Below are 18,868 nucleotides of genomic sequence, written 5' to 3'. Positions count from 1 at the left end.
CGGCCCCCGCCGTCTCCCGGCCCGGACGGCGCGCGACCCCGGTGCGACGCCGGTCACGCGGCGGGCTACCTTCCGACGCATGGACTTCGCCCTCTCCGCCCGAGCCGAGGACGTCTGCGGCCGGATGTGGGACTTCATGCGTGAGCAGGTCTTCCCCGCCGAGCCCGTGTACGAGGCGTGGCGCGCCGAGCGCGGCCACGACAACCACGAGCACCCGCCGGTGCTCGAGGAGCTGAAGAAGGAGGCCCGCGCCCGCGGCCTCTGGAACCTCTTCCACCACGAGCTCGGGGGGCTGACCAACCTCGAGTACGCGTCGGTCGCCGAGATCATGGGCTGGTCGCCCACGATCGCCCCGGAGGCCACCAACTGCGGTGCCCCGGACACCGGCAACATGGAGACGCTGATGATGTTCGGGACGCCCGAGCAGAAGCAGCGCTGGCTCGAGCCGCTGCTCGAGGGCGAGATCCGCTCGGCGTTCGCGATGACCGAGCCCGACGTCGCCTCCTCCGACGCCCGCAACATCCAGACGTCGATCGTCCGCGACGGCGACGAGTACGTGATCAACGGCCGCAAGTGGTGGACCAGCGGCGCCGCCGACGAGCGCTGCCAGATCTTCATCCTCATGGGCAAGACCGACCCCGACGGCGCCCCGCACCGGCAGCAGTCGATGGTCCTGGTGCCGCGCGACACCCCGGGCCTGGAGATCATCCGGCACCTGCCGGTGTTCGGGTACCAGGACCAGCACGGCCACTCCGAGATGCGGCTGACCGACGTCCGGGTCCCGGTGAGCAACATCCTCGCCGGCGAGGGCGACGGCTTCATGATCGCCCAGGCGCGGCTCGGCCCCGGCCGCATCCACCACTGCATGCGCGCACTGGGCATGGCCGAGCGGGCGCTGGCGCTCATGGTCGACCGCGCGCAGAAGCGGGTCGCCTTCGGCCGGCCGCTGGCCGAGCAGGGCACGATCCGCGAGACGATCGCCCGGTCGCGCATGGAGATCGACCAGGCCCGCCTGCTGGTGCTGCGCACCGCCGACCTGATCGACAAGTACGGCGCCAAGGGCGCCCGCACCGAGATCGCCGCCATCAAGGTGATCGCGCCGAACGTCGCCTGCGACGTCATCGACCGGGCCATCCAGGTGCACGGCGGCGCCGGCGTCAGCAACGACACCGTGCTCGCCCGCTTCTACGCCTCGGCCCGCACGCTGCGCATCGCCGACGGCCCGGACGCGGTGCACCTGCGGTCGGTGGCCAAGGAGGAGCTCGCCCGCGAGCGTCCGTACGTGGGCTGAGGACGGCGGAACGGCGAACGGGCCGGCACCCCTGGGGGTGCCGGCCCGTCCCACGTCCTGGGCGGCTCACGGGGACAGCGTCGTCCCGAAGCCCCCGGCGGCCAGCTTCGCGAGCAGCTGCGTGCGGTCCAGGCCGACGCCGGACAGCGCGTCGGCGTCCCGGTCGGTGTCGATCTCGTCGGGCAACCGGCTCTCCACCGCGTCCGCGGTGTGGTGGTCGCCCTCGGTGCGCAGGATCTCGAGCAGGTGCCGCTTCTCCAGTTTCACGTGCGTCCTCCGTCCTGGGGCCCGCTGGGTCCCCCGGAGTGTGGTGCCGGTCACCCGGGCGCCGCAACGTCAGCGGACCGAGCGCGACCGCCGCAGGAGGAAGCCGCCGACGGCGAGCAGGACGACGCCCACGAACAGCTGGGCGACGCCGACGCCGCTCCGGTCGCTGGCGAACCACGTCGGCGAGGACACCAGCAGCACCACCCCGATGCCGAGGACGAGCAGCGCCACCAGCCGCTCGCGCCGCGCCGTCGTCCCGCCGTCCCCGGGCCGTGCCGGTCCGCCGCCCATGTCGCCTCCGTTCCCGCCGGCCTCCGGGACCGGCTCCGCGTCCGAGCCAACCAGACGCCGCACCCCTGGACAGGCAAGCGCACGCTTGCGTATCGTCCCGGCGTGGGCGACGTGTTCAGGGCCCTCGCCGATCCGACCCGGCGTGCACTGCTCGACGAGCTGCAGGACCGGGACGGCCAGACGCTGTTCGAGCTGTGCGCCCGGCTGATCCAGCGGCACGGGGTGGGCTCGTCGCGCCAGGCCGTCTCCCAGCACCTGGAGGTCCTCGAGCAGGCCGGCCTGGTCCGGACCCGGCGGGAGGGTCGCTACAAGTTCCACCACCTGGACACCGCACCCCTGCGCGCCATCGTCGAGAGGTGGCGGCTGGACACGGAGGAGGGCCCGTGCGGATCACCCTGACCAGCGTGCTGGTCGACGACCAGGAGAAGGCGCTGCGCTTCTACACCGAGGTCCTCGGCTTCGTGAAGAAGACCGAGATCCCGATGGGCGAGCACCGCTGGCTGACCGTCGTCTCGCCCGAGGCGCCCGACGGCGTCGAGCTGGTCCTCGAGCCCGACGCCCACCCCGCGGCGCGGCCGTGGAAGGAGGCGCTGGTGGCCGACGGGATCCCCTACAACTCCTTCACCGTCGCCGACGTGCACGCCGAGACCGCGCGGCTCAAGGCCCTCGGCGTGCGGTTCACCCAGGAGCCCCTGGAGATGGGCCCGGTGACCACCGCCGTCCTCGACGACACCTGCGGCAACCTCGTCCAGATCGCCAGCGCCCCGGCGACCTGACGGCCGCCGGGGCCGTCCGTTCAGCCGTTGCGGCTCGGCGGCTCGCCGGCGTCCAGCGCGGCCTGCGCCTGCGCCCGGTTGAAGGCGCACGCGTCGTCGACCTCGGTGGCCGTGGGGGCACCTTCGGCTGGGGCGGGCGGCGTCCCGTTGGGCACCTCGGCGCCGGCGGCGCTGGTCCCCGGGGCCGGCGCAGGAGCGGACGTGCCGGCGGCGCCGGAGAGGGTGTCCTCCACGATCTGGCGCATCCGGTCGTAGTCCGGGTACGCCGGGTCGATCAGGCTGGTGTCGAACACGACGCTGCGGATCTCGGCGTCCTTGACGAGGAACGCGAGGTCGACGAAGTCGTCGAGCGCCGACCGCGGGATGTCGGTGCTGACGATGTCCTGCGTCGTCGCGGCCAGCTCCTGGTACTGCTCCAGCAGGGTGATCGGGTCGGCCTCGTCGACGATCGCCTTGATGGTGCAGCGCTGCCGGGCCATGCGGTCGTAGTCGCTGAGCCCGTACCGGCCGCGGGCGAACTGCAGGGCGAGGAACCCGTCGAGGTGCTGGTTCGGGCCCGGCGCGATGTAGTCGTCGGGCAGCTCCTCACCGGTGATGCCGTTGATCGGCACGTAGTAGTTGACGTTGACCGTGATGCCGCCCAGGGCGTCGACCAGCCGGCTGAACCCGTCGAGGTTGACCAGCACGAAGTAGTCGATCTCGAGGCCGAGCGCCTCACCGACGCCCAGCTTGAGGAAGTCCGCGCCGGGGTCGTCGGTGGGGCCCAGGACGTCGGGGTGCTGAGCGGGGCCGTTGCCGTAGACGGAGTTGAGCAGGCTCTCGCTCTCGCTGCCGGCGTCGAAGCCGTCGGGGTAGATCTCGGCGAGCGGGCTGTCGGCCGGGAAGGGCAGGTCCTCGAGGTTGCGCGGCAGGCTGAACAGCGTCGTCTCACCGGTCTCGGTCTCGACGCTGGCGACGATGACGGTGTCGGTGCGCACGCCCTCGCGGCCCTCGCCGCCGTCGCCGCCCAGGAGCAGGACGTTCACCCGGTCCTTGCTGCCGAACGGGTCCGGGCTGTCCTCGACGGTGGCGGACTCGCGGTCGTCGGCGAAGACGCCGTCGAGCAGGCCGCGCTGAGCAACGGCGACCGTGCCGACGCGGTAGGCCGGGTAGGCGACCCCGGCGACCAGGAGGGCCACCAGGACGGCGCCGACGGCGTGCCGCGGGGCGGAGCTGTGCCGCGGCAGCAACGACCGGTAGCCGGTGACGACGACGGCGACCCAGGCGACCGCGAGCACGGCCAGGGCGGCGACGATCCAGGTCAGCGACGTGGAGTCGACGGCCAGCCGCACCGCGGTGCGCCGGCCGGCGGTGGCCAGCCAGACGCCGGCGCCGACGAGCAGCACGAACAGGACCAGGACGACCGCGCCCAGGCGGCGCCGGCCGGAGGCCAGGAACGCGGTCCCGGGGACGACGGCGTTGGCCGCGGTGAGGCCCAGCACCGCCGCGAGGGACCGCGACTCGCGCGGTTGCCGGCGACCGCGCCCGTGGCCGGCCGCCCCCTTCCCCGAGGGCACCGGCGGGAGGGACGGCGCGTCGCCGATCGGCCGGGTGACGTCCTCGTTCACGGACGCACCCGGGACGCACCGGGTCGGCTCGTCTCGCTCCCACGGGTCCTGGTCATCCGGCCATGATCCCACTCTCGGCTGGCGGTCACGGGCGTCTCCCTACCCCGGACCGCCCCCGGGCACCCGAACGGGCGTGAGGTGCGTCTCCCCTGGTCACGGCGGGTGTCCGGGCGGGCTCCGGCGGTGACCACCCGTGCCACATAGGCTCGGGGACCGTGCGCCTCGCCACCTGGAACGTCAACTCCATCCGGACCCGGGTCGACCGGGTGACGGCCTGGCTGCAGCGCCGCGACGTCGACGTCCTGGCGCTGCAGGAGACCAAGTGCCGCGACGACCAGTTCCCCGAGGAGCGGTTCACCGAGCTCGGCTACGAGGTGGCGCACGTCGGCCACTCGCAGTGGAACGGCGTCGCCGTCGTCTCCCGGGTCGGGCTGGCCGACGTCGAGGTGGGCTTCCCCGGCATGCCGACGTGGGCGGCCAAGGAGGGCGTGGAGCCCGCCGCCGAGGCCCGCGCGCTGGGCGCCACCTGCGGCGGCGTGCGGGTGTGGAGCCTGTACGTGCCCAACGGCCGGCAGCTCGGCGACCCGCACTACGACTACAAGCTCGAGTGGCTGGCCGCGCTGCGCACCGCGGCCGGTGGCTGGCTGGCCGCCGACCCGGCCGCGCAGGTCGCGCTGGTCGGTGACTGGAACATCGCCCCTCAGGACGACGACGTGTGGGACATGAGCGTCTTCGCGCACTCGACGCACGTCTCGGTGCCCGAGCGGGAGGCGTTCCGCGCCGTCGTCGACACCGGGTACGCCGACGTCGTCCGGCCGCTGACCCCCGGTCCCGGCGTCTACACGTACTGGGACTACACCCAGCTGCGCTTCCCCCGCCGCGAGGGCATGCGGATCGACTTCGTGCTCGGCACCCCGTCGCTGGCGGCCCGGGTGAGCGCGGCGCTCATCGACCGCGAGGAGCGCAAGGGCAAGGGCGCCAGCGACCACGCCCCCGTGGTCGTCGAGCTGACCGACTGACGGACCGCGGGGCTGTCCCGGGGGCGAGGTGAGCCGTTCCTCGCCGGGCTCACCCCGTCCAGCGACGCGACCCCGCGGTCGATCGCGGAGGTGCCGCACGTCGGAGCCGAAGGGGGCGGAACACGTGTCCGGCCCGGCCGGAGGTGTCCGCGCAGGCCGGAGACGGCGCGGGGTGCACGGCCCGGCTGTCGGGAGAAGCCGCCGGATCCGCGGTGCGGAGGATCCGCCGGCCGGGGCTCAGGCGGTGGCCGGCGCTCGAACGGCGATGACCACGGCGGCGATGGCGAGGGCCAGCAGCACGAGCACCAGCAGCAGCGGCGCGAGCAGAGCGAGCAACACCAGCCCTCCGATCACCAGGATCTTCATCGGCGTGCTCAGCGCGGCGAACCAGGCCTTGATCGCCGCGAGTACCGGGTTGCGGCCGGTCAGGACAGCGCGCACGGCGGCCCACGCAGCCCGCCGGGTTCCGCCGCCGCGGCCGGCGAGGCCGTCCAAGGCCGCGGCGATCCGGGACGACAACCGACGGACCGTGCGCCGGACTGCCCGCGCCGGACGTGCGCCGAGCCCGTCCAGCGCGGCACGGGCGCGGCGCCACTCTGCCGAGAGGATGGCGGCGACACCGGGAGACTGCCGAGTCGTGCCCGTGCGACGGAGGGCGGGGTGGGAGTGCGACCGAGGCCGGCCGGAGCTCGGTGTGCGGCCACCGTCGGGGGTGGAAGCCGGTCCGCCGGGCGCCCCGGCCGCGCGGCTCACCTCCGGCCTGCCACCGGTCAGGTGGTCCTCGGCGCTCGTCGAGCGCCGTCGGCGCTCGGTGGGTGGCTTCGCCACGCGGGCGCCGGCGTCGGCACGTCGTTCGGTGACCGCGCGAGCGTCCCGGCCGTGTCCGGCGTCAGGACGGACCCGTTCGGCCCGATCAGCACTGCCGGCCGTCCGCGTGGCTGCGGCCGTGCCGGTCCGCGACGAGCCGACGGTCCGCGTGGGACGAGAGGCGCTGAGCCGTGGACCAGCGGCCCGCGGCGCCGCACGACGCTCCGGCGCCGCACGCCGCTCCTGAGCCATCCCGCGACCCTCCGCTGTGGAGCGAGAACCTGACCCGTCGCTGGTCCTCAGCGGTACCCACCCGCGGCCCCACGTCAATCCTCCTGGTGCGGGCGTGGCGGCTCTGCCGTCGAGCCGGCGGACCAGCGGAGGTCAGGCCGCGGCCGGCGCGTGCGTCCCGAACCGCCGCCCGTGGTAGGTCAGCGGCGCCCCCGCGCCCGCCGCGGCGTGCCGGACGGTGGCCAGCACGATCACGTGGTCGCCGCCGGGGACCAGCTCGGTCACCTCGCAGCCGAGCCACCCGGGGCAGCCGGCCAGCCGCGGCGCCCCGCCGTGCTGGGCCCACTCGACGCCGGCGAACTCGTCCTCGCCCCGGCGCGCGAAGACCCCGGCCGGCTCCGCCTGGTGGCTGCCGAGCACGTCGACGCCGAACGGCGCGCCCACCGCCAGCCGGCGCAGCAGGCCCGACGAGCGGTCGAGCGCGGCCATGACCATCGGCGGGGCCAGCGACAGCGAGGCGAACGAGCTGGCCGTGGTCCCGTGCGGGCCGTCGCCGGTCAGCGTCGTCACGACGGCGACCGGCGTCGCCACCCCGGCCATGACCTCCCGGAAGGCGTCGACCTGCACCGCACGACAGCGCGCTCTGTCGCTGACCTCCTGACCGGCTGACCGCCGGGGCGGGTACGGCCGCCGTCAGGTGGTCACGCGCGCGCCGGTGGGTGACGACGCCACCTCGGGCTCGGCGGTCCGGGCCGACGGGGCCCGCTCGGCGGGCCGCCGGCGGAGGCGCAACGCCCGCGACAGAGCGGTCTGCTGCCCGAACGACGCGGTCAGCCGGTCGAGGAAGATGGCCAGCAGGACGACGGCCAGGCCACCCTCGAAGCCGCTGGCGACGTCGAGCTGGGTGACCGCCCGCACCACCACGGCGCCCAGGCCGGCCGCGCCGAGCAGGCCGGCGGTGACCACCATGGACAGCGCCAGCATGATCACCTGGTTGACGCCGGCCATGATCGACGGCAGCGCCAGCGGCAGCTGCACCTCGCGCAGCACCTGCCCCGGGCGGGCGCCGAAGGCCTGCGCCGCCTCGACCACCTCGCGGTCGACCTGCCGGATGCCCAGCTCGGTCAGCCGCACGCCCGGCGGGATGGCGAACAGGATGGTCGCCACGACGCCCGGCACGACGCCCACGCCGAAGAAGAAGACGGCGGGGATGAGGTAGACGAACACCGGCAGCGTCTGCATGAAGTCCAGCACCGGCCGGACCGTCATGCTCACCGCCCGCGAGCGGGCCGCCAGGATCCCGAGGGGGATCCCGATCGCGGCGGCGATGACCGCGGCCACGAGCACCAGCGCCAGGGTCTGCATCGTCTCGACCCACAGCTCCAGCGACACCACCAGCAGGAACGCCAGCACGGTGTACAGCGCCAGCCACGGGCCGCGCAGCAGCAGGGCGAGCACCGTGAAGACCACGATCCACACCACCGGCGGCGGGGAGACCAGCACGTCGGTCAGCCGGTCCACGAGGACCTGCATGACGTTCGAGATGGCGTCGAACAGCCACGGGACCGTCTCGAGCAGCCAGTCGATGAGGTCGGCGACCCACTGGCCGAGCGGGATGTGCGGGATCACGGGCGCCTCCCCCGGACCGGGACGGCCGACAGCGCGTCGAGCACCGCGGCCCGCGGGACGACGCCGAGCAGCCGCCCGTCGTCGTCGACGACGCCGAGCGGCACGGGGTGCCGCCCGACCAAGTGCACGAACTCGACGACCGGGCGGTCGGCGGCGATGGTCGCGTGGTCGGGGACCAGCTCCCGCGGCCCGAGGGCGGGCCGGCCCTCCTGCGCCGCGCGGGCGAGCAGGTCGTCGCGGGCGACGCCGGCGATGCGCCCGCCGTCGTCCAGGACGTAGACGCCGGTGGCCTCCGCCGCACCCAGCGCCTTGAGCACGTCGCCGGGTGGGTCGCCGAGCCGGGCGGTCAGCCGGGGCTCGCGGAGCAGGTCGCCGGCGGTGAGCACCCGGGTCCGGTCGACGTCGGAGGTGAAGTCGGCGACGTAGTCGTCGGCGGGCGCCGAGATGATCTCCGGCCCGGTGCCGAGCTGGACCGTCCGCCCGTCCTTGAGCATGAGGATCCGGTCGCCGAGCCGCATGGCCTCGTTGAGGTCGTGGGTGATGAACACGATCGTCTTCGCCAGCTCCGCCTGCAGCCGCTCCAGCAGGTCCTGCATGTCGCGGCGGATCAGCGGGTCCAGCGCGGAGAACGGCTCGTCCATGAGGAGCACCTCCGAGTCGGCGGCCAGCGCGCGGGCCAGGCCCACGCGCTGGCGCATGCCGCCGGACAGCTCGACGGGCCGGGCCTCGGCCCGCTCGAGCAGCCCCACCGTCCCCAGCGCCCAGTCCGCCCGCTCGCGCTGCTCGGCCGCGCTCGCGCCGCGGACCTTGAGCGCGTAGGCGGCGTTCTCCCGGACCGTGCGGTGCGGCATCAGCGCGAAGTGCTGGAAGACCATGCTCATCTTCTCGTTGCGCACCGCGCGCAGCTGCGCGTCGTCGAGCGCCCGCAGGTCCCGGCCCTCGACCTCCACGGTGCCGGCGCTGGGCTCGATCAGCCGGTTGAGCAGGCGGACCAGCGTGGACTTGCCCGAGCCCGACAGCCCCATGACGACGAAGAGCTCACCGCGCTCGACGGCGAAGCTCACGTCGTGGACGGCGAGCGTCGCCCCGGTGCGCCGCAGGATCTCGTCCCGCCCGAGCCCCTCGCCAGCCAGCCGCAGGGCCTCCTGCTCCCGCGCCCCGAATACCTTGGTCAGGCCCGAGACGCGCAGCACCGGCGCGGTCACGTCAGCCGATCCACTCGTCGATCTGGTCGCCGTGGGAGTCGACCCACTCGCGCGCCACCGTGGCCACGTCCTCGCCGTCGACGTCGACCTGCTTCTGCATCTCCTCCATCTCCTCGACGGAGATGCGGAAGTTCGTCAGCAGCTCGACGAAGCCCGGGGCCTGTTCCCGCAGCTCGTCGCTCGCGGCGATGTTGGCGCTGTAGGAGGGCATCGCGCAGGCGCCGTCGCCCTCGGTGAGGCAGCCGTCGGTGTAGGGCGTGGGCTCCTCGAGCTGGACCATGTCGTACTGCGCGAACACCGCGTGCGGGTGGTACAGGTACAGCACGATCGGCTCCTCGCGGCTGTAGCTGTTCTCCAGCTGCGCGAGCTCGGCGGCCTCGCTGGAGACCACGTGCTCCAGCTCGATGCCGTAGCCCTGGAGCCGCTTGGCGTTCTGCTCGGTCGTGATGTAGCCGGGGTCGGCGTCGTAGAACTTGTTGCCGAGCTGCTCGGCGTAGTCGTTGAGCTGGGTGACACTGGTCAGCCCCTCCAGCGGCCCGCCCGGCTCGACGGCGTAGGCCGGCACGAACCAGCCCTGCGCGGCGTCGCCGTAGGTCTCCGAGACGATCTCGACCCGGTCGGCGGCCGAGTCGGCCAGCTCCTGCTGGTTGGGCAGCGCCACCTCGGTGAGCAGGTCGATGTCGCCGCGCGCGGCACCGGCCCAGGCGGCGGCCGGGTCCAGCTGGGTGGTCGCCAGCGAGGCGACGCCGAGGTCGGGGTTGTCGGCGGCGATCTCGCCCAGGATGCCGTTGGTCAGGCCGGCGGCGGTCCAGCTGAACTGGGCGGTCTGGACGGTGATGCCGTCGCCACCGCCACCGCCGCCGCCGCCGCTGGCGCCGGAGCCCGCCTCCTCGCTCGTGCACCCGGCGAGGGCTGCGGTCAGGAGGGCGGTCAGCGCCACGGCGGAGGCGCGGGGGCGGAGGGTGGAGTGCTGCATGGGGTCCTCTTCCTGGGGACGTGGGCCCTGACGGGCCGCAGCAGGTGTGGGCACAGTACGAGGCGCAGGCCCCCTGGAGGAGCCTGCGCCTCGTACCACGATCGGTCGGGGAGGGGCGGCGGCCGGCGTCAGCCGGCGGTGGGCCCGACCGGGGCGTCGCCCCGGAGGGTGATGCGGTGCATGACACGGCGCTGGTCGCCGTAGTCGCGGTTGGCGTAGTGCACCGTCGACCGGTTGTCCCACATCACGACGTCGCCGACCGACCAGCGGTGCCGCACGACGTGCTCCGGCTTGGTGATGTGCGCGTAGAACAGGTCGAGCAGGTACCGGCTCTCGGCGTCGGAGACGCCCTCGATGTGCGAGACGAAGCCGGGGTTGACGAACAGCCCCTTGCGGCCGGTCTCGGGGTGCACGCGCACGACCGGGTGCGAGACGGGGACGAGGGCGCGGTATTCCTCTCCCTCCCACTTCGTGCGCTCCTCGCGCTGGGCGATGTAGTAGCCGAACTCGCGGGTGCCGTCGTGCACCGCGACGAGCTGGTCGGCCAGGCGCTGCACCGGCTCGGACAGCGAGCGGTAGGCCAGCTCCAGGTCGGCCCACTGGGTGTCGCCACCGGTCGGCGGGAGGACGACGGCCCGCAGGACCGACCCCAGCGGCGGCCGGCGCACGAAGGTGACGTCCGTGTGCCAGATGTCGGCGAAGCCGCCGGTCGCGCTGTCGAGCGCGTAGATCTCCGGGTGCTCCTCGTCGACGCCCGGGACGACCGGGTGCGACTCGGTGACCTCGCCCAGGCGGCGGCCCAGGACGACCTGGCTGTCGGGGTGCAGGTCGTGCTGGCCGGCGAAGAACAGCACCTTGTACTCGGCGAGCGCGGCCCGGATCGCCCGGACCTGCTCATCGGTGGCACGGGCGAGGTCGACGCCGTGGACCCGGGCGCCGATGGTCGGCTCCAGGCGCTCGAGGTCGAGGACGCCGCCGTCGAGGTCGGCGGGCGTGGTCGGGGCAGCAGCGAGCAGGGTCATGCGAGGTCTCCGGGGGTGCGTGCGGGCGGGCGGACGGGGCCGAGGACGGGACTCAGGCCCGACAGAGCGCGCTCGCGCACCGCAGCAGGTCGACGTGCCGGCGCTCGACGAGCGCAATCCGCACAATCCCGACCGACTGCATGGGGATTACCGTAGCGGGTGTTCCCGCCTCCTGACGACGAGGGGTCCCGCCGTGTCCGTGCCCGGCTCGCTGTTCATCGACGGGACGTGGCAGGACGCCCGCTCCGGTCGCGTCCTGCGGGTCCTCGACCCGTTCGACGGGTCGCTGGTGGTCGCGCACGACGCCGCCACGCCCGGCGACGTCGACCGCGCGGTCGCCGCCGCTCGTGCGGCGTTCGAGTCCGGGAAGTGGTCCGGTGCGCCGGCGGCCGAGCGCGCGGCGCTGCTGCACCGCACCGCGGACCTGCTGGTCCGCGACCGCGAGCACGTCGCGCTGCTGGAGACCCGCGACACCGGCAAGACGCTGCGCGAGAGCCGGGCCGACGTCGACGACGTGGTCGCGGTGCTGCGGTACTACGCCGACCTCGCGGTCGTCGACGTCGGCCGGTCCGTCGACGCCGGCCCCGGGGTCGACAGCCGGGTCGTCGCCGAGCCCGCCGGCGTGTGCGCGCTGGTCACGCCATGGAACTACCCGCTGCTCGAGATCTCCTGGAAGCTCGCGCCGGCGCTCGCGGCCGGCTGCACGGCGGTGGTCAAGCCCAGCGAGCTCACCCCGCTGACCACCGCGCACCTGCTGTTACTGCTGGCCGAGGCCGGCCTGCCCTCCGGGGTGGCCAACCTGGTGCTCGGCGACGGGGAGGTGGGGGCGGCGCTGGTCGCGCACCCCGGCGTCGACCTGGTCAGCTTCACCGGCGGCACCGCCACCGGCCGGGCCGTCCTGCGCGCCGCCGCGGACACCGTGAAGCGGGTGCACTGCGAGCTCGGCGGCAAGAACCCCAACGTCGTCTTCCCCGACGTCGACGTGGACGTCGTGGTCGACAACGCCCTGTACGCGGCGTTCCTGCACGCGGGACAGGTCTGCTCGGCCGGCTCGCGACTGGTCGTGCACGCCGACGTGCACGACGCCGTCGTGGCCGGCCTGGCCGCCGGCGCGGAGGCGATCCGGCTGGGCGACGGGCGGGACGAACGCACCCAGTCGGGCCCGCTGATCTCGGCGGCGCAGCGGGCGCGGACGGAGGAGATGGTCGCCGGGGCCCTGACCGAGGGCGCCGTCCTGGCCGCCGGAGGGCGCCGTCCCGACGACCCGGCGCTGCGGGACGGCTTCTTCCACCGGCCGACCGTGCTCACCGGGTGCCGGCGGCAGATGGCCGTCGTCCGCGAGGAGGTCTTCGGGCCGGTCCTCACCGTGGAGACCTTCACCGACGAGCAGGAGGCGGTCGCGCTGGCGAACGACACCGCCTACGGCCTGGCCGGCGCGGTGTGGACGGGGGACGACGAGCGCGCCGAGCGGGTGGCCGCGGCCCTCCGCTGCGGCACGGTGTGGGTCAACGACTACCACCCGTACGTCCCCGGGGCGGAGTGGGGCGGGCGCGGACAGTCCGGCGTCGGGCGGGAGCTCGGGCCCACCGGGCTGGCCGAGTACCGCGAGCTCAAGCACGTGTGGCGGCGGCGGTCGCCGGGCCGCAGCGGCTGGCTCGGCTGAGCTCCGACCCGTCGCGCCGGGCGGGTCAGCGGGCGGGCACCAGTTCGGTGACCAGCGCGCGGACCCGCCGCTCGATCTCGTCGCGGATGGGCCGCACGGCCTCGACGCCCCTGCCGGCCGGGTCCTCGAGCTCCCAGTCGAGGTAGCGCTTGCCGGGGAAGACCGGGCAGGCGTCGCCGCAGCCCATGGTGATGACGACGTCGGAGGCCTCGACCGCCTCGGTCGTGAGCACCTTCGGCCGCTGGTCGGTGATGTCGATCCCGACCTCGGTCATCGCCTCCACGGCGGAGGGGTTGACCCGGTCGCCGGGCAGGGAGCCGGCCGAGCGCACCTCGACCGCGTCCCCGGCGAGGTGGCGCAGCCAGCCGGCGGCCATCTGGGAGCGGCCGGCGTTGTGCACGCAGACGAACAGGACGCTGGGGCGGGAGGTCATCGGACTGCTCCTGGGAGGAGGGGACGGGGTGCGGTGGGGTCACCGGGGAAGAACCGCCGGCCGGCCCACAGGGCTGCGTACACCAGCGCCACGAGCACCGGCACCTCGACGAGCGGGCCGACCACGCCGGCCAGCGCCTGCCCGCTGGTGACGCCGAAGGTGCCGATCGCCACGGCGATGGCCAGCTCGAAGTTGTTGCCCGCGGCGGTGAAGGCCAGGGTCGCCGTCCTGGCGTAGCCGAGGCGCAGCCGCATGCCGAGCAGGAAGCTGCCGCCGAACACGAGGAGGAAGTAGGTGAGCAGCGGGAGCGCGATCCGGGCGACGTCCCAGGGCCGCGAGGTGACGGCGTCGCCCTGCAGTGCGAAGAGCACGACGATCGTGAACAGCAGCCCGTACAGCGCGACCGGACCGATCCGCGGCAGGAACCGCTCCTCGTACCAGCCCCGGCCCCGCGCCCGCTCCCCCAGCGTGCGGGTGAGGAAGCCGGCGGCGAGCGGGACGCCGAGGAACACGAGCACCGACACGACGATCGCCCCGACGCTGAACTCCGCCGACGTCGTCGGCAGGCCGAGCCAGCCCGGCAGCACCTGCAGGTAGAACCAGCCCAGCGCGGCGAAGGCCACGACCTGGAACACCGAGTTGACCGCGACCAGGACGGCGGCGGTCTCGCGGTCACCGCAGGACAGGTCGTTCCAGACCAGCACCATCGCGATGCACCGGGCCAGGCCCACGATCACCAGGCCGGTGCGGTACTCGGGCAGGTCGGGCAGCAGCGCCCAGGCAAGGACGAACATCAGCGCCGGGCCGACCAGCCAGTTGAGCGCCAGGCTGGCCGCCAGCAGCCGGCGGTCGCCGGTGACCCGGTCCAGCTCGGAGTACCGGACCCTGGCCAGGACCGGGTACATCATCAGCAGCAGGCCGATCGCGATGGGCAGGCTGACGCCGCCCACCTCGACCGCCGACAGGGCGTCGTCCAGCCCCGGCACCCAGCGGCCCAGCGCCAGGCCGAGCGCCATGGCGGCGGCGATCCACACCGGCAGGAAGCGGTCCAGGGTCGACAGGCGGGCGAGGACGGGCGCCCCCGGGCCGGTGCCCGCGCGGGGGCGTTCGGCGACGACGTCGCTCACGCGGCCGCGGGCTTGACGGCCCGCACGATCGCACCGTGCAGGCCGGGCGCGACCTCGTGCGTGAAGGTCACCGAGGCGTCGGCGAAGCCGGCCGCGGCGAGGCCCTCGAGGTACTCGGACCGGGACAGGGCGCCGGCGATGCAGCCCACGTAGGAGCCGCGCTCGGCCCGCTCGGCCGGGGTCACGGAGTCCTCGGCGACGACGTCGGAGATGCCGATGCGCCCGCCGGGGGCGAGCACGCGGAAGGTCTCGGCGAGCACCGCGGGCTTGTCGGTCGACAGGTTCACGACGCAGTTGGAGATGACGACGTCGACGCTCGCGTCCTCGAGCGGGAGGTCCTCGATGGTGCCCCTGCGGAACTGGACGTTCGTCGCGCCGGCCTCCGCCGCGTTGGCGCGGGCGAGGTCGAGCATCTCGTCGGTCATGTCGACGCCGTAGGCGAAGCCGGTGGGGCCGACGCGGCGGGCCGAGAGCAGCACGTCGATGCCCCCGCCGGAGCCGAGGTCGAGCACCCGCTCCCCCTCGTGCAGGTCGGCGACGGCGACCGGGTTGCCGCAGCCGAGCGACGCCAGCACGGCCTCGCCGGGGAGCCCCTCGGTGGCCGCGGCGTCGTACAGGCCGGCGCCGAAGCGCCCGTCGTCCCCGGCCGCCGGGCCGCAGCAGCCGCCCCCGACCTCCTGCGCGGCCGCGGCGTAGCGCGCCCGGACCTGCTCCCGCAGGTCGACCTCGGTCCCGGCCATGGCTCCTCCACACATCGATGGGCGTCGATGACAGGACGGTGCCACGGGCATCGACGATTGTCGATATCGACGTCCGTGGATGTCCGGTGCGACACTGGCGCCGTGACGACGTCGCTGCCGCTCGCCCCAGGGACGGACGCGTGCTGCGCGCCGCTGGTCCGCGCCCCCCTGAGCGCCGCTGACGCCGCCACGCTGGCCGGGACGCTCAAGGCGATCGCCGACCCGGCGCGGCTCCGGCTGCTGTCGCTGGTGGCCGCCCACGACGGCGGCGAGGCCTGCGTCTGCGACCTCGTCGAACCCCTCGGCCTGTCCCAGCCGACGGTGTCGCACCACCTCCGGGTCCTGGTCGACGCCGGCCTGCTCACCCGCGAGAAGCGCGGCGTGTGGGCCTACTACGCCCTCGTGCCCGGGGCCCTGGACTCCGTCGCCGCGGTCCTCACGACCACCGCGTCCTGAGCCCGGCGCTCCTCGATCGGGCGCTGCGCCCCGTCCGGGCGGAGACTCTCGGTCGGGGATCACCTCAGGACCGGGAGGTGCCGGGTGACGCACGGGCCGGCCTCCACCGGACCCCCGACCGCGGGGGACGTCCCGCCGCGCCTCCCGTCCGGGTCCACGGCCGCCGGCGCGGCCGGCCACGGGGGCACCCGCGCCCTGGTCCTCGCCGCGCTGGGCGTCGTCTTCGGCGACATCGGGACCAGTCCGCTGTACGCCCTGCAGACGGTCTTCTCCATCGACGGCGGGGCCGTCCGGCCGACCGAGGCCGACGTGTACGGCGTCGTCTCGCTGATGGCCTGGTCGGTCACGATCATCGTGTCGGTCAAGTACGTCGGGATCCTCATGCGCGCCGACAACGACGGCGAGGGCGGCGTCATGGCCCTCACCGCGCTGGCGCGCCGGCTCTACGCCGGTCGGGCGAGGAGGACGACGGCGCTCGTGGTCATCGGCGTCGTCGGGGTGTCGCTGTTCTACGGGGACTCGCTGATCACGCCCGCGATCAGCGTCCTCTCCGCGGTCGAGGGGGTGCGCGTCGCCGCGCCGGCGCTCGGGCACCTCGTCGTGCCGGTGGCCGCGGTGATCGTCGTCGGGCTGTTCGCGGTCCAGCGCTTCGGCACCGGGCGGGTCGGGGCGCTGTTCGGGCCGGTCATGCTGCTGTGGTTCGCCGCCCTCGCCGTCGCCGGCCTGCGGGGCGTCCTGGCCGAGCCCGGCGTGCTCGCGGGGCTGTCGCCCACCTACGCCGTGCTCTTCGTCGCCGAGCACCCCGGGATCGCGTTCGTCGCGATGGGCGCCGTCGTCCTCGTCATCACCGGCGCCGAGGCCCTCTACGCGGACATGGGCCACTTCGGCCGGCCGCCGATCCTGCGCGCCTGGTTCCTCGTCGTCTTCCCGGCGCTCACGCTGAACTACCTCGGGCAGGCCTCGCTGATCCTGCGGCACCCCGACGCGGTGTCCAGCCCGTTCTTCCTGCTCCTGCCGTCGTGGGGCCGGGTGCCGATGGTCCTGCTCGCCACCGCCGCCACCGTCATCGCGAGCCAGGCGGTCATCTCCGGCGCGTTCTCGCTGTCCCGCCAGGCGGTCCAGCTGGGACTGCTGCCCCCGGTCACCGTCCGCCAGACCTCCCGGACCGAGGCGGGGCAGATCTACCTGCCGGGCGTCAACGCGCTGCTGTTCGTCGGCGTGCTCGTCGTCATGCTGTCGTTCCGCTCCTCCGAGCGGCTCGCCACCGCCTACGGCGTCTCGGTCACGGGGGCGCTGGTGGTCGACACCGTGCTCATGCTGCTGGTCGCGCGGGTCCTGTGGCACTGGGACGCCTGGCGGCTCGGCCTCGCCGCGGCCGTCTTCGGCGGCCTGGAGCTCACCTTCCTGTCCGCCAACCTCTCGAAGGTGGCGCACGGCGGGTGGCTCCCCCTGGCCATCGCCCTGGCCGTCTTCACCGTCATGACCACCTGGCGGCGCGGCCGCGAGATCGTCGCGGGCAACCGCCGGCACCAGGAGGGGTCGCTGTCGGAGTTCGTCGAGGACCTGTACCGGCGGGGGATCCCCCGCGTGCCCGGCACCGCGGTGTTCCTGCACCCGGGCAAGGACACGACCCCGCTGGCGCTGCGGGCCAACGTCCGGCACAACGGCGTCCTCCACCAGGACGTGGTGATCGTCTCGGCCGTCTCGGCCACCGTGCCGCACGTGCCGCTGTCCCGGCGCTTCGAGGTCGACGACCTCGGGCACGCCGACGACCGCATCCAGCACCTCACCGTGCGGTACGGCTTCTCCGAGGACCCCGACCTCCCCACGGCGCTGCGCCGGGCGTGCCGGGCCGGGCTGCTCGAGTCGGACTCGGTCGACGAGGAGACCGCCTCCTACTTCATCTCGCGCGGGCCCATCCGGCGCACCCGCACACCCGGCATGGCCCGGTGGCGCAAGGTGCTGTTCCTGGGCCTCGCCCGCAACGCCGCCGACCCCGCCGCGTACTTCGGCCTGCCGGTCGACCGCACCGTGACGATGGGCAGCCCCGTCGACGTCTGAGCGGCGTGTCCCACCTCACCCGGCGACCCGGCAGCACGGCTCCCACCAGGGCGTTCTCCCTGGTGATGACCGCGCCCGCCCTGCCCGGGGCCCCCTCCCCCACCCGCCTGTGGACGCCGAGGCGCGTCCTCGTCACACGCTCGGCCGCCGAGCGCCCGCACGGGCAGCGCGTCCTGCGCCGCCTCGAGGCCGCCGGCGTCGACGCGATCGACCTGCTGCCCGGCGACCGGCTGCCCTCGTTGCGCGGGGACGACGACCGCGCGGCGTTCATGGCCGCCAAGGACACGATGGCGCTGGTCGTCCCGCCGCCGTCCAAGCGCCGGCTGCAGCCCATCCCGCCGTCGGCGGACTTCCGGCTCGACCTGGCCGAGGGCTGCCCCGCGCACTGCCAGTACTGCTACCTCGCCGGCTCGCTGTCCGGCCCGCCGATCACCCGCGTGTGGGCCGACCTCGACGAGGTGCTCGAGGGCCTCGACGCCTACGTCGGCCGGGGGCACGTCACCTCCGGCACGGTCGAGCGCGGCGGCGAGGGGACGACGTTCGAGGCGTCCTGCTACACCGACCCTCTGGCGATCGAGCACCTCACCGGCGGCCTGGCCCGCATGGTCGAGCACTTCGGCACCCACGCGTGGCCCGGCCCGGTGCAGCTGCGCGCGACGACCAAGTTCGACGACGTCGCGGCGCTGCTGGGCCTGCCGCACGGCGGGCGCACCCGGCTCCGGTTCAGCCTCAACGCCGCCCCGGTGGCCCGCCGGTTCGAGGGCGCCACGGCCCGGGTCGAGGCGCGCGTCGCCGCGCTGGCCGCCGTCGCCCGCGCCGGCTACCCGGTCGGCCTGACCATCGCGCCGATCATGCCGGTGGACGGCTGGCGCGAGGAGTACGGCGCCCTGCTCGACGCCGTCGCCGCGGCGCTGCCGGCGGACGCCGACCTCACCGTCGAGTGCATCACCCACCGGTTCACGCCGGACAGCAAGGAGACGCTGCTCGACTGGTACCCGCGGACGAGGCTCGAGATGGACGAGTCGAGGCGCACGCTCAAGCGCGGGAAGTTCGGCTCGGTCAAGCACGTCTACCCGAAGGAGACGATGGCGGAGCTGCGCCCCTGGTTCGAGGCCGCCGTCGCCGACCGGCTCCCGCAGGCCCGCTTCCTCTACTGGACGTGAGGTCCGGGGGGGGGGGGGGGGGGGGGGGGGGGGGGGGGGGGGGGGGGGGGGGGGGGGGGGGGGGGGGGGGGGGGCGGGGGGGTGAAGTTGATGGCCGTGCCCGC

Annotated in this window: 20 protein-coding genes; 8 read left to right on the top strand and 12 right to left on the bottom strand. The window is 74.6% G+C overall.

The features are described from left to right. Positions 1–79 precede the first annotated feature (79 nt). Positions 80–1,291, top strand: coding sequence for an acyl-CoA dehydrogenase family protein (locus tag ACI8AA_RS17670; RefSeq protein ID WP_457045700.1), 1,212 nt, complete (start codon positions 80–82; stop codon positions 1,289–1,291). Positions 1,292–1,357: 66 nt separating this feature from the next. Here ACI8AA_RS17670 and ACI8AA_RS17665 read toward each other — a convergent pair whose 3' ends face one another. Beyond that, on the bottom strand, positions 1,358–1,558 hold the full coding sequence (locus tag ACI8AA_RS17665; protein WP_456927598.1) for a hypothetical protein: 201 nt from the start codon (positions 1,556–1,558) through the stop codon (positions 1,358–1,360). Positions 1,559–1,627: 69 nt separating this feature from the next. Then, on the bottom strand, positions 1,628–1,849 hold the full coding sequence (locus ACI8AA_RS17660; RefSeq protein WP_457045699.1) for a hypothetical protein: 222 nt from the start codon (positions 1,847–1,849) through the stop codon (positions 1,628–1,630). A 102-nt stretch (positions 1,850–1,951) separates the two neighbouring features. Between ACI8AA_RS17660 and ACI8AA_RS17655 the strand changes: the two genes are divergently transcribed. Then, positions 1,952–2,248: an ArsR/SmtB family transcription factor gene (locus tag ACI8AA_RS17655; RefSeq protein ID WP_456927600.1), complete on the top strand. Its 297-nt coding sequence runs from the start codon at positions 1,952–1,954 to the stop codon at positions 2,246–2,248. Continuing rightward, complete coding sequence (locus tag ACI8AA_RS17650) at positions 2,233–2,625, top strand: VOC family protein (protein ID WP_457045698.1); 393 nt, start codon at positions 2,233–2,235, stop codon at positions 2,623–2,625. The genes ACI8AA_RS17655 and ACI8AA_RS17650 overlap by 16 nt, the downstream gene beginning before the upstream one ends. 20 nt (positions 2,626–2,645) lie before the next feature. Here the strand turns inward: ACI8AA_RS17650 and ACI8AA_RS17645 are convergent, their stop codons facing one another. Continuing rightward, positions 2,646–4,232: an LCP family protein gene (locus ACI8AA_RS17645; protein ID WP_457045697.1), complete on the bottom strand. Its 1,587-nt coding sequence runs from the start codon at positions 4,230–4,232 to the stop codon at positions 2,646–2,648. Between the two features lie 215 nt (positions 4,233–4,447). Between ACI8AA_RS17645 and ACI8AA_RS17640 the strand changes: the two genes are divergently transcribed. Beyond that, the gene (locus ACI8AA_RS17640; protein WP_457045696.1) at positions 4,448–5,251 is read left to right on the top strand and encodes an exodeoxyribonuclease III; all 804 of its coding nucleotides are present in this window, start codon (positions 4,448–4,450) and stop codon (positions 5,249–5,251) included. Positions 5,252–5,488: 237 nt separating this feature from the next. Here ACI8AA_RS17640 and ACI8AA_RS17635 read toward each other — a convergent pair whose 3' ends face one another. The 6 genes from ACI8AA_RS17635 to ACI8AA_RS17610 form a co-directional block, all read right to left on the bottom strand. After that, positions 5,489–5,692: a hypothetical protein gene (locus ACI8AA_RS17635; RefSeq protein WP_457045695.1), complete on the bottom strand. Its 204-nt coding sequence runs from the start codon at positions 5,690–5,692 to the stop codon at positions 5,489–5,491. A gap of 750 nt (positions 5,693–6,442) precedes the next feature. Next, positions 6,443–6,916, bottom strand: coding sequence for a flavin reductase family protein (locus ACI8AA_RS17630; RefSeq protein WP_457045694.1), 474 nt, complete (start codon positions 6,914–6,916; stop codon positions 6,443–6,445). 66 nt (positions 6,917–6,982) lie between these two features. Beyond that, positions 6,983–7,918 (bottom strand): ABC transporter permease, encoded by a 936-nt coding sequence (locus tag ACI8AA_RS17625; protein WP_457045693.1) that lies wholly within the window; start codon positions 7,916–7,918, stop codon positions 6,983–6,985. Next, positions 7,915–9,123 carry a quaternary amine ABC transporter ATP-binding protein gene (locus tag ACI8AA_RS17620; RefSeq protein ID WP_457045692.1) on the bottom strand — a complete coding sequence of 403 codons (1,209 nt, stop codon included), beginning with the start codon at positions 9,121–9,123 and terminating at the stop codon, positions 7,915–7,917. Before ACI8AA_RS17620 ends, ACI8AA_RS17625 begins: the two co-directional genes overlap by 4 nt. Before the next feature lies 1 nt (position 9,124). Further along, positions 9,125–10,099: a glycine betaine ABC transporter substrate-binding protein gene (locus ACI8AA_RS17615; RefSeq protein WP_457045691.1), complete on the bottom strand. Its 975-nt coding sequence runs from the start codon at positions 10,097–10,099 to the stop codon at positions 9,125–9,127. A gap of 128 nt (positions 10,100–10,227) precedes the next feature. Continuing rightward, positions 10,228–11,121 (bottom strand): TauD/TfdA dioxygenase family protein, encoded by an 894-nt coding sequence (locus ACI8AA_RS17610; RefSeq protein ID WP_457045690.1) that lies wholly within the window; start codon positions 11,119–11,121, stop codon positions 10,228–10,230. 193 nt (positions 11,122–11,314) lie between these two features. Here ACI8AA_RS17610 and ACI8AA_RS17605 point away from each other — a divergent pair, with 193 nt between their 5' ends. Further along, positions 11,315–12,784: an aldehyde dehydrogenase family protein gene (locus ACI8AA_RS17605; protein ID WP_457045689.1), complete on the top strand. Its 1,470-nt coding sequence runs from the start codon at positions 11,315–11,317 to the stop codon at positions 12,782–12,784. A gap of 25 nt (positions 12,785–12,809) precedes the next feature. Here the strand turns inward: ACI8AA_RS17605 and ACI8AA_RS17600 are convergent, their stop codons facing one another. Genes ACI8AA_RS17600 through arsM form a run of 3 tightly spaced genes read right to left on the bottom strand, consistent with a single transcriptional unit; the run spans position 12,810 to position 15,084 of the window. Beyond that, positions 12,810–13,217, bottom strand: coding sequence for an arsenate reductase ArsC (locus ACI8AA_RS17600; protein WP_457045688.1), 408 nt, complete (start codon positions 13,215–13,217; stop codon positions 12,810–12,812). After that, a complete protein-coding gene (gene arsB, locus ACI8AA_RS17595) occupies positions 13,214–14,344 on the bottom strand; it encodes an ACR3 family arsenite efflux transporter (RefSeq protein WP_457045687.1) in 1,131 nt (376 codons plus the stop codon). The genes ACI8AA_RS17600 and arsB overlap by 4 nt, the downstream gene beginning before the upstream one ends. Further along, positions 14,341–15,084, bottom strand: a complete 744-nt coding sequence (gene arsM / locus ACI8AA_RS17590) for an arsenite methyltransferase (protein ID WP_457045686.1) — start codon at positions 15,082–15,084, stop codon at positions 14,341–14,343. Before arsM ends, arsB begins: the two co-directional genes overlap by 4 nt. Positions 15,085–15,186: 102 nt before the next feature. Between arsM and ACI8AA_RS17585 the strand changes: the two genes are divergently transcribed. The 3 genes from ACI8AA_RS17585 to ACI8AA_RS17575 all read left to right on the top strand — a co-directional run bounded on the left by ACI8AA_RS17585 (position 15,187) and on the right by ACI8AA_RS17575 (position 18,764). Beyond that, positions 15,187–15,540 (top strand): ArsR/SmtB family transcription factor, encoded by a 354-nt coding sequence (locus tag ACI8AA_RS17585; RefSeq protein WP_457045685.1) that lies wholly within the window; start codon positions 15,187–15,189, stop codon positions 15,538–15,540. An 84-nt stretch (positions 15,541–15,624) separates the two neighbouring features. Next, positions 15,625–17,601 (top strand): potassium transporter Kup, encoded by a 1,977-nt coding sequence (locus ACI8AA_RS17580; protein WP_457045684.1) that lies wholly within the window; start codon positions 15,625–15,627, stop codon positions 17,599–17,601. A gap of 65 nt (positions 17,602–17,666) precedes the next feature. Next, complete coding sequence (locus tag ACI8AA_RS17575) at positions 17,667–18,764, top strand: spore photoproduct lyase family protein (protein ID WP_457045683.1); 1,098 nt, start codon at positions 17,667–17,669, stop codon at positions 18,762–18,764. Positions 18,765–18,868 lie beyond the last annotated feature (104 nt).

The sequence above is a fragment of the Geodermatophilus sp. SYSU D01180 genome, assembly GCF_054050415.1.
This window is presented reverse-complemented; position numbering and strand designations above follow the sequence as displayed.

What these genes read in the sequence shown, in the direction of transcription:
- ACI8AA_RS17670 (WP_457045700.1), top strand. Translation starts at nt 80, where the DNA reads ATGGACTTCGCCCTCTCCGCCCGAGCCGAGGACGTCTGCGGCCGGATG.
- ACI8AA_RS17600 (WP_457045688.1), bottom strand. Translation starts at nt 13,217, where the DNA reads ATGACCTCCCGCCCCAGCGTCCTGTTCGTCTGCGTGCACAACGCCGGC.
- ACI8AA_RS17610 (WP_457045690.1), bottom strand. Translation starts at nt 11,121, where the DNA reads ATGACCCTGCTCGCTGCTGCCCCGACCACGCCCGCCGACCTCGACGGC.
- ACI8AA_RS17575 (WP_457045683.1), top strand. Translation starts at nt 17,667, where the DNA reads ATGACCGCGCCCGCCCTGCCCGGGGCCCCCTCCCCCACCCGCCTGTGG.
- ACI8AA_RS17615 (WP_457045691.1), bottom strand. Translation starts at nt 10,099, where the DNA reads ATGCAGCACTCCACCCTCCGCCCCCGCGCCTCCGCCGTGGCGCTGACC.
- arsM (WP_457045686.1), bottom strand. Translation starts at nt 15,084, where the DNA reads ATGGCCGGGACCGAGGTCGACCTGCGGGAGCAGGTCCGGGCGCGCTAC.
- ACI8AA_RS17660 (WP_457045699.1), bottom strand. Translation starts at nt 1,849, where the DNA reads ATGGGCGGCGGACCGGCACGGCCCGGGGACGGCGGGACGACGGCGCGG.